At 60.0% G+C, this 7,344-nt stretch carries 9 protein-coding genes; 5 read left to right on the top strand and 4 right to left on the bottom strand.

The genetic code is table 11. The features are described 5' to 3' along the window. Together ACK4OE_RS18870 and ACK4OE_RS18865 are read left to right on the top strand one after the other, a co-directional pair. On the top strand, positions 1–1,319 hold a 1,319-nt coding region (locus ACK4OE_RS18870), incomplete at its 5' end, for a toprim domain-containing protein (RefSeq protein ID WP_409886975.1). Between the two features lie 87 nt (positions 1,320–1,406). Further along, a complete protein-coding gene (locus tag ACK4OE_RS18865; protein ID WP_409886973.1) occupies positions 1,407–3,395 on the top strand; it encodes a DUF2075 domain-containing protein in 1,989 nt (662 codons plus the stop codon). An 87-nt stretch (positions 3,396–3,482) separates the two neighbouring features. On the opposite strand, the gene ACK4OE_RS18860 is transcribed toward ACK4OE_RS18865, so the two are convergent. The 4 genes from ACK4OE_RS18860 to ACK4OE_RS18845 all read right to left on the bottom strand — a co-directional run bounded on the left by ACK4OE_RS18860 (position 3,483) and on the right by ACK4OE_RS18845 (position 5,967). Further along, entirely contained in the window at positions 3,483–3,884 is a 402-nt protein-coding gene (locus ACK4OE_RS18860) for a hypothetical protein (protein WP_409886971.1), read from the bottom strand. 572 nt (positions 3,885–4,456) lie between these two features. Then, entirely contained in the window at positions 4,457–4,678 is a 222-nt protein-coding gene (locus ACK4OE_RS18855; RefSeq protein WP_409886969.1) for a DUF3606 domain-containing protein, read from the bottom strand. A 251-nt stretch (positions 4,679–4,929) separates the two neighbouring features. Continuing rightward, a complete protein-coding gene (locus ACK4OE_RS18850) occupies positions 4,930–5,427 on the bottom strand; it encodes a hypothetical protein (protein ID WP_409886967.1) in 498 nt (165 codons plus the stop codon). 234 nt (positions 5,428–5,661) lie between these two features. Then, positions 5,662–5,967: an acylphosphatase gene (locus ACK4OE_RS18845; protein WP_409886965.1), complete on the bottom strand. Its 306-nt coding sequence runs from the start codon at positions 5,965–5,967 to the stop codon at positions 5,662–5,664. A 68-nt stretch (positions 5,968–6,035) separates the two neighbouring features. On the opposite strand from ACK4OE_RS18845, the gene ACK4OE_RS18840 reads away from it, so the two are divergent. From ACK4OE_RS18840 to ACK4OE_RS18830, 3 genes are all read left to right on the top strand, one after another. After that, the gene (locus ACK4OE_RS18840; RefSeq protein ID WP_409886963.1) at positions 6,036–6,317 is read left to right on the top strand and encodes an ATP-binding protein; all 282 of its coding nucleotides are present in this window, start codon (positions 6,036–6,038) and stop codon (positions 6,315–6,317) included. Positions 6,318–6,484: 167 nt separating this feature from the next. Further along, positions 6,485–6,922 carry an OsmC family protein gene (locus ACK4OE_RS18835; protein WP_409886961.1) on the top strand — a complete coding sequence of 146 codons (438 nt, stop codon included), beginning with the start codon at positions 6,485–6,487 and terminating at the stop codon, positions 6,920–6,922. A gap of 171 nt (positions 6,923–7,093) precedes the next feature. Next, positions 7,094–7,222, top strand: coding sequence for a hypothetical protein (locus ACK4OE_RS18830; protein WP_409886959.1), 129 nt, complete (start codon positions 7,094–7,096; stop codon positions 7,220–7,222). Positions 7,223–7,344: the final 122 nt, after the last annotated feature.

Raw genomic sequence — 7,344 nt, 5'->3', positions numbered from 1 at the left:
TCGTGGAAGCCGCCCGCGCCCGCGAAGCCGCCCGCAAGGCCCGCGAAATGACCCGCCGCAAAGGCGTGCTCGACGGCATGGGCCTGCCCGGCAAACTGGCCGACTGCCAGGAAAAAGACCCAGCGATGTGCGAGATCTACATTGTGGAGGGTGACTCCGCCGGCGGCTCTGCCAAGCAGGGCCGCGACCGCAAGTTCCAGGCCATCCTGCCCCTGCGCGGCAAGATCCTGAACGTGGAAAAAGCTCGCTACGAAAAGCTGCTGACCAGCAACGAAATCCTGACGCTGATCACGGCCCTGGGCACCGGCATCGGCAAGGCCGGTGGCACCACCGGGGGCGACGACTTTGACGTGGCCAAGCTGCGCTACCACCGCATCATCATCATGACCGACGCCGACGTGGACGGCGCCCACATCCGAACCCTGCTGCTCACCTTCTTCTACCGCCAGATGCCCGAGCTGGTCGAACGCGGCCACATCTACATTGCCCAGCCACCGCTGTACAAGGTCAAGGCCGGCAAGGAAGAGCTGTACCTGAAGGACGCCCCCGCGCTCGACGGCTTCTTGCTGCGCATTGCGCTGAACCACGCCAGCGTCACCACCGGTGGCGCCAACCCGCAAACACTGACTGGCGACACCTTGTCGGAGCTGGCGCGCAAGCACCAGATTGCTGAAAGCGTCATCGCCCGCCTGGGCAACTTCATGGACGCAGAAGCCCTGCGCGCGATTGCCGACGGCGTGAGCCTGAAACTCGACACCGTGGCCGACGCCGAAGCCAGCGCCGTGGCTCTGCAAGCCAAGCTGCGCGAGCTGAACACCACCGGCGCCCCCGCCGAAGTAGCTGGCGAATTTGACGCCCGCACCGACAAGCCCCTGCTGCGCATCAGCCGCCGCCACCACGGCAACATCAAGAGCAGCGTCATCACGCAAGACTTTGTGCACGGCGCCGACTACGCCGCCCTGGCCGAAGCCGCCGAAACCTTCCGCGGCTTGCTGAGCGAAGGCGCCAAGGTGATGCGTGGCGAAGGCGAAAAAGCCAAGGAAGAAAAAGTGGGCGACTTCCGCGTGGCCATGAAGTGGCTGATCAGCGACGCCGAGCGCACCACCAGCCGCCAGCGCTACAAGGGCCTGGGCGAGATGAACCCCGAGCAACTGTGGGAAACGACGATGGACCCCAACGTGCGCCGTTTGCTGCGCGTGCAGATCGACGATGCGATCGAGGCGGACCGGGTGTTCACGATGCTGATGGGGGATGAGGTGGAGCCGCGCCGGGATTTCATTGAGACCAACGCTTTGCGTGCGGGGAACATCGACGTTTGATTTTTTCGTCTCGCAATTGGGCAGAAGCCCCAAGCGATTGAATCGCTTGGGGCTTTTTTCATGGATCGCCTTTATGCTCAAAACACTATGAGCATTGACCGCGCCTACTACTCGTCCAGCCTCGCATCGTTTTTCGATGCCTCTGAGGACAGCGTGCTCGGCGAGATGGCCCGCCATTCCGGATTTGCCATTGACTTAGGGCAACGCGACGCGTGGATCAAGCAGATCAAGGTACTGAAAGCGCAGCTTGTACCTTGGGCCCTCAAAGGGCACTTGTTCTTTGAATTCGTGGTTCCGCGCATGGGCAGACGCATTGATGTGCTGGTCATCATCCAGCACGCAGTCTTTGTCATCGAATTCAAGGTGGGCGAATCGCAATTCAACCGCGCGGCAATGGATCAGGTTTGGGATTACGCGCTGGACTTGAAGAACTTCCATGAACCGAGCCACGGAATCACGATCGCGCCGATATTGATCGCGACTGAAACGGATCGCGGCTTCAGCACCATCTATACCAGTCACCATGACGATGGGGTTTTGCTGCCCATACAGGTGTCACCGCCGTCTCTTCGAGAGTGCATTGAAAACGTATTGCTACTGTGCGAAGGCGCAACTATTGATCCGCTTCAGTGGGTAGGTGGGCGATATAAGCCAACACCAACCATCGTCGAAGCAGCATCGGCGCTGTACGGCAAACACTCGGTCGCGGATCTGTCCCGAAGTGATGCTGGCGCCAAGAACTTATCGGTGACTTCAGCAGCTGTGAGCCGCCTCATTCAACGCGTCAAGGCAGAAAACCGAAAAGCCATTTGTTTCGTCACCGGCGTACCCGGAGCGGGAAAAACCTTGGTGGGTCTCGACGTTGCCACCAAGCATATGGACGCGAGCAGCGAACTGCACAGTGTCTACCTGTCCGGAAACGGTCCTCTCGTGAAGATACTTTGCGAGGCGCTCACCCGCGACGAGGTATCGCGAAAGAGAAGTGAAGGAATCCGCCTTCGCGTTGGAGAAACCCGCAAGGCGGTTGAGGCGTTTATCCAAAACGTTCATCACTTTCGGGACGCGTATCTGCTGGACGCTCGCGCTCCCATAGACCATGTGGTGATTTTTGATGAGGCCCAGCGCGCATGGACGCTGGAGCACACCTCACAGTTCATGGCGCGAAAGAAAGGACGCGCCGATTTCAATCATTCAGAGCCAGACTTCCTGATCTCTTGTATGGATCGACATCAGGACTGGGCTGTGGTGGTCTGTCTCGTTGGCGGCGGTCAAGAAATCAACACAGGCGAAGCCGGGATCAGCGAATGGATTGGCGCCATAGAGCGCCACTACCCTGAATGGGAGATTCACATCTCGCCGCAACTCACGGACAGCGAGTACGCGGCGGGTGACGCCATTGAGTCATTGGCAACCAGAAGGGATGTGCACTTCAACGAAGACCTGCATTTGGCGGTGTCGATGCGCTCATTCCGGGCAGAACACGTGTCCTCTTTCGTCAAGCATCTACTTGATCGCGACATGGCTCACGCGGCAGCATCGCTGAAGAGTTTTCAACATCGGTACCCCATTGTCATCACGCGCGATCTCACCAAAGCTAAACAGTGGTTGAAATCGCAAGCCCGCGGATCTGAACGGTTCGGCATCGTGGTTTCTTCGCAGGCTGAGCGGCTCCGGCCGCACGCCATCAACGTTCGGTCACCCATGGATCCCGTCCATTGGTTTTTGGACGATAAGGACGATGTGCGCTCTTCGTATTACTTGGAGGACGTAGCGACGGAATTCCAAGTACAAGGGCTGGAACTGGACTGGGCCTGCGTAGTGTGGGACGCGGATTTGCGCATCAGCCCGGACGGCTGGCGTCACCACCAATTTGTCGGCAACCGATGGCAGAACATCAATAAACCAGAACGTCAAACCTATCTGAAAAACGCTTATCGCGTGCTGCTTACGCGCGCGAGACAAGGCATGGTGATCGTTGTGCCACCGGGCGAAATAGAGGATCACACGCGGCATCCTGCTTACTACGATCCGGTGTTTTCTTACCTGCGTGAAATCGGCCTCACTGTCCTCTCGTAACGCCGAGTTGCGCCGACTTTCGCAGGGACTAACTGCACTTACGCATACAAAAACTGAGGATGAAAGACCCGATCGACGCTATGCCACTCATGTGTCGCAGTGCCACTGATATAAGTTACTGCGTGGCTTATGTCTGAAACCGTCATCGGGCCGCTTGCATTCCTCGGGAGCTACAAAGAAAAGAGTCCAGTCACCATAGAAGGCGCCTTCGAACTCGATGAGGTCCTGCACAACCGCGAGGTCGACGTCGAGACTGGTTGAATGGCAACAAATCATTGCATCTTCACCACTCACAAAGTGCAAACGCAAATGGGCCATATAAGTGGTGTGGCAGTAACGCAATGGACCCAGCACTGGGCCGGCAAAGCCCCAGTTATCCATTGATTCTTTTGAGCTATTGCGCCCGTGAAATAGGCCCAAGTACATCCCTGGCACGCTTAATCGCTGTCCGTATTGAAGTCGGGTAGAAGCCTTTTCAGTCTTGATCATGCTGTTTCCTTGTTTGAAGACAGCTCAAGGTTAGGCCCGCCAAGTTTCGTTGTGACCCAGGGCTTTGCCTGGGTGCCTGCTCGCCCCTGTCATCCCCCACAGACACCTGTAATCCCCCGCCCGCACCCAGACGGGTACTTAGCCGCATCCCCACAATACACACGACCTGTACGGTGATCCCATCTGCAACACGCCAAGCCCGCAGCGGCCTGCAAGACGTAGTGGCTGGCGTCATGACCAACGACGAATACCAGCTGGCCTGCCGCTATGGCGCTGACTCTTACACCGAGTACCTCAACCATTCGTTCGACGGCGTGGAGCCCAAGCTGAGCCGCGACTGGAGCACTGCGTGGGGCACATCGTCGATGGACTGGGAACGCGCCAAGCACGCATGGCGTGACACATGGCGCCGCGCGATCAATGCGGATGAGCGCGCGATTCGGACCGCAACAGTCGTTAATAAATTTCTGTACTCAACGGCGTCGGTGACGTCGAACATCCTTTTTCCGTTTACTTTGTGCGTTCAGCACGCGCCATCGCATACAGATTTCATGTTTGGTGCCCTCGGTCGGTCAGCCGGCCTCGTCTGCCCCCGCCTGCTCGATGCGGTCTTTGTTGGTCGTGCTGCGCGCGCCCTTCAGGTGCATTTCAACATCCGCCGCCTTGTCGCCCACTTGCGCTACGGCGTCCTTGAGCTGTGCTTCGGTGGTAGCCAGCTCGCGCGTCCAGCGGCTGAGCGATTCTGAGTCCTGCACGTCAATGCGGTCAGGTTGTGGCTGTGTAGATGTGTTCATGAGAGGCGTCCTGCTGAGGGGGTGGACTCGTTGATTGATTGATTTTTGTCCGACCGACTGGTGGACAAATGTCAGCGGCAAATGGTGCATACAGCAAATGCGCGCACGTGTTTTCACTGCAGGTGATGGGCGGCACACAATGAGCCCGAAGCTGCCACGTGGCAGCGGAGTGGAAATCACGCTCGCCGCGACGCGCGTCACGAGAGGGGCCGCCGAAGCCATGGCAAGGCGTGCCGTCCTCCAAGCCGTATTCACTCCTGCTTCGTCTGCTTCCAGATCCGGTCTGCACGCTCCCACGCTGCTTTTGCCGCGGGTTCTGCGTCCATCCAGTTCAGGCGACTGCTTTGGCGGTGGTCTACGTCCCAGCGCTGCTGAAGATTGGTACGTGCTTCGTTCCAGTCGCCGCGTCCGTCAATCACGCTTTGGTATCCGGCGCGGTAGGCGGGGGCGTAGTCGTCGTAGGTGTAGGCGTCGGAGTAATAGGGCTCTCTCACAAAGGTATCGCGCCAGTGGGCATCTTCGGCGGTGGGGTTGACGGCTTCGGCCGCACCTTTGCCTGCCAAGCCGCCGATCACGGCGCCCACGACGGCACCCATTGCTGCGCCCACAGGGCCGCCGAGGCTGCCTGCCGCAGCCCCTGTGACGGCGCCGCCAGCGGCACCAATGCCGGTGCCAATGGGGTGTGCGCCCGGCTCGTTGGTGAGGGGGTCTGCGTTGCGGTCGGTGTTGGTATGGTTCAGATCGCTCATGGCATGTCTCCTGGGGGTGGGTGGTGATGTGCGGAATGCAGAGTCACCATGGTCCCCATGCCGTGTGGACGCCCTTGTAGGCAATCGGCGTGTTCAGGCGACAGGTTTGATTTGTGTCGTCGCTTGCGATGCAGTGGGGTGCGCGGTGGGTGTGCACGCCAAGCCGTTGCTATGGTGATCTGCCCGTGGATTGCAGAACAAGAACCGGGATTGGCGGCTGGGCCGTTTGGGGCATCACACCGTATCGCGCTGTACAAAACCCTGCGGTGGGTCGCCGCCGTCGGGCACGTTGCCCACCACCACCGCGTCCACCCGCGCAGAGGCGGGCCCTTGGTGTGCCCAGTCGATCAGTGCCTGCACGGCCTCGGGCGGGCCCCAGGCGCAGGCCTCGACACGGCCATCGCTGCGGTTGCGCACCCAGCCCGTCACGCCCAGGCGCTCGGCGGTCTGGGCCATGGACCAGCGGTAGCCCACGCCCTGTACATGGCCGCGGATGAAGAGGTGTTGGGTGACGACGGTGGAGGTGGTGTTGTTGGGCATATGGGCTGTGACTGTAACGGGGGCCATCAAGCTACACACGGCGGCCCGCCCGCACTATGCTGCCCACCATGACTGCACCCCGCAAGGCCTTGCCTGCCATTGACCTCCAGCGCTGCACGGGCTGCGGCTGGTGCGTGGCAGTGTGCCCGCCGCATGTGCTGTCGCTGCAGGTGCTGGGCCCGCACACCTGGGGGCCCAAGCGGTCTGCGCTGCACGATGCACCCGGCTGCACCGGGTGCGCGCTGTGTGCAGTGCGGTGCCCGTTTGACGCCATTGCCATGGTGCGGGTGGCGGGCCCAGCGCCAGCGGTATCGGCGCCCTCCACTTCATGCGACAGAGGGACTGAGTAATCGGTCGGCGGGACAGGCCCATGCGGTTCTGTCCCACAACCGTGCATTGGTGGAGATGTTGAGATGGAGCGCTTCGCAGCGGCGCCAACACCTTCAAACGTGTGTGCCTGCGGCTTTACCAAGCCCACTGCCACTGCATTCAACCCATTCACCTCAAGGAGAACTCCATGTCTGAAAAAAACGCCAGTGTTCATTGGGAAGGTGCCGGCAAGTCCGGCCAGGGCCAGATCAGCACCGAGACCGGTGCGCTGGACAAGTACCCCTACGGCTTTGCCAGCCGTTTTGGCGATGACCGCAAGGGCACCAACCCCGAAGAAATTGTGGGCGCAGCGCATGCGGCCTGCTTCACCATGGCGTTTGCGTTTGCGGCCGAAAAGGCAGGCGTGTCCACCGAGGTCATCGACACCACGGCGGCCGTGCGCCTGACGAAAGAGGGCGATGGTTTTGTCATCGACCGCATTGCGCTGACGCTCAAGGCCAAGGTGCCGGGCATGGACGATGCAGCGTTTCAAAAGCTGGCGGCAGATGCCAAGGCGAACTGCCCACTGTCCAAGGCGCTGGCGGCTGTGCCAGAAATCACGTTGACGGCCACACTGGTCAGTTAACGCGTTGGCTTAGAGATATTCAAGCCAAATCAGGCTCTAGCGCTTATTCCATAAGCGCTAGTAGCTATAAAAATAATAGTTTTAGCTACAAACAAAGGGGGCGCTGCAGCGTGCATCACCCACGCCGGGGCTTGACGACCCCGCCGTGCCCTGCGCTACACTGCGCCCCTCATGTCGTTCACCCACATCGCCTTCACCGCACCTGCTGCAGCCCCCATGGGTCTGTGCATGATGCTGTCCGCATTCTCGCGGGCGATGGGTGCACGAATGATTACCACCATTACCCCCGCGGCCACCTGAGCACGCGCAGGTGGCCGTTTCGGCAGCCACCTGGTGATCGCTCTCTCTTCTCTCCCAAGACGAATTGACTGAAACCCAGCTCTGGCAGCTGGGTTTTTTTGTTTGTTCGTTTGTCAGCCGGA

Source organism: Acidovorax sp. (assembly GCF_046314175.1).
Classification (GTDB): Bacteria; Pseudomonadota; Gammaproteobacteria; order Burkholderiales; family Burkholderiaceae_C; genus Acidovorax.
This window is presented reverse-complemented; position numbering and strand designations above follow the sequence as displayed.

Bases quoted from the DNA above. Each gene is read 5' to 3' on its own strand.
- ACK4OE_RS18865 (WP_409886973.1), top strand. From the start codon at position 1,407: ATGAGCATTGACCGCGCCTACTACTCGTCCAGCCTCGCATCGTTTTTC.
- ACK4OE_RS18860 (WP_409886971.1), bottom strand. From the start codon at position 3,884: ATGATCAAGACTGAAAAGGCTTCTACCCGACTTCAATACGGACAGCGA.
- ACK4OE_RS18855 (WP_409886969.1), bottom strand. From the start codon at position 4,678: ATGAACACATCTACACAGCCACAACCTGACCGCATTGACGTGCAGGAC.
- ACK4OE_RS18850 (WP_409886967.1), bottom strand. From the start codon at position 5,427: ATGAGCGATCTGAACCATACCAACACCGACCGCAACGCAGACCCCCTC.
- ACK4OE_RS18845 (WP_409886965.1), bottom strand. From the start codon at position 5,967: ATGCCCAACAACACCACCTCCACCGTCGTCACCCAACACCTCTTCATC.
- ACK4OE_RS18840 (WP_409886963.1), top strand. From the start codon at position 6,036: ATGACTGCACCCCGCAAGGCCTTGCCTGCCATTGACCTCCAGCGCTGC.
- ACK4OE_RS18835 (WP_409886961.1), top strand. From the start codon at position 6,485: ATGTCTGAAAAAAACGCCAGTGTTCATTGGGAAGGTGCCGGCAAGTCC.
- ACK4OE_RS18830 (WP_409886959.1), top strand. From the start codon at position 7,094: ATGTCGTTCACCCACATCGCCTTCACCGCACCTGCTGCAGCCCCCATG.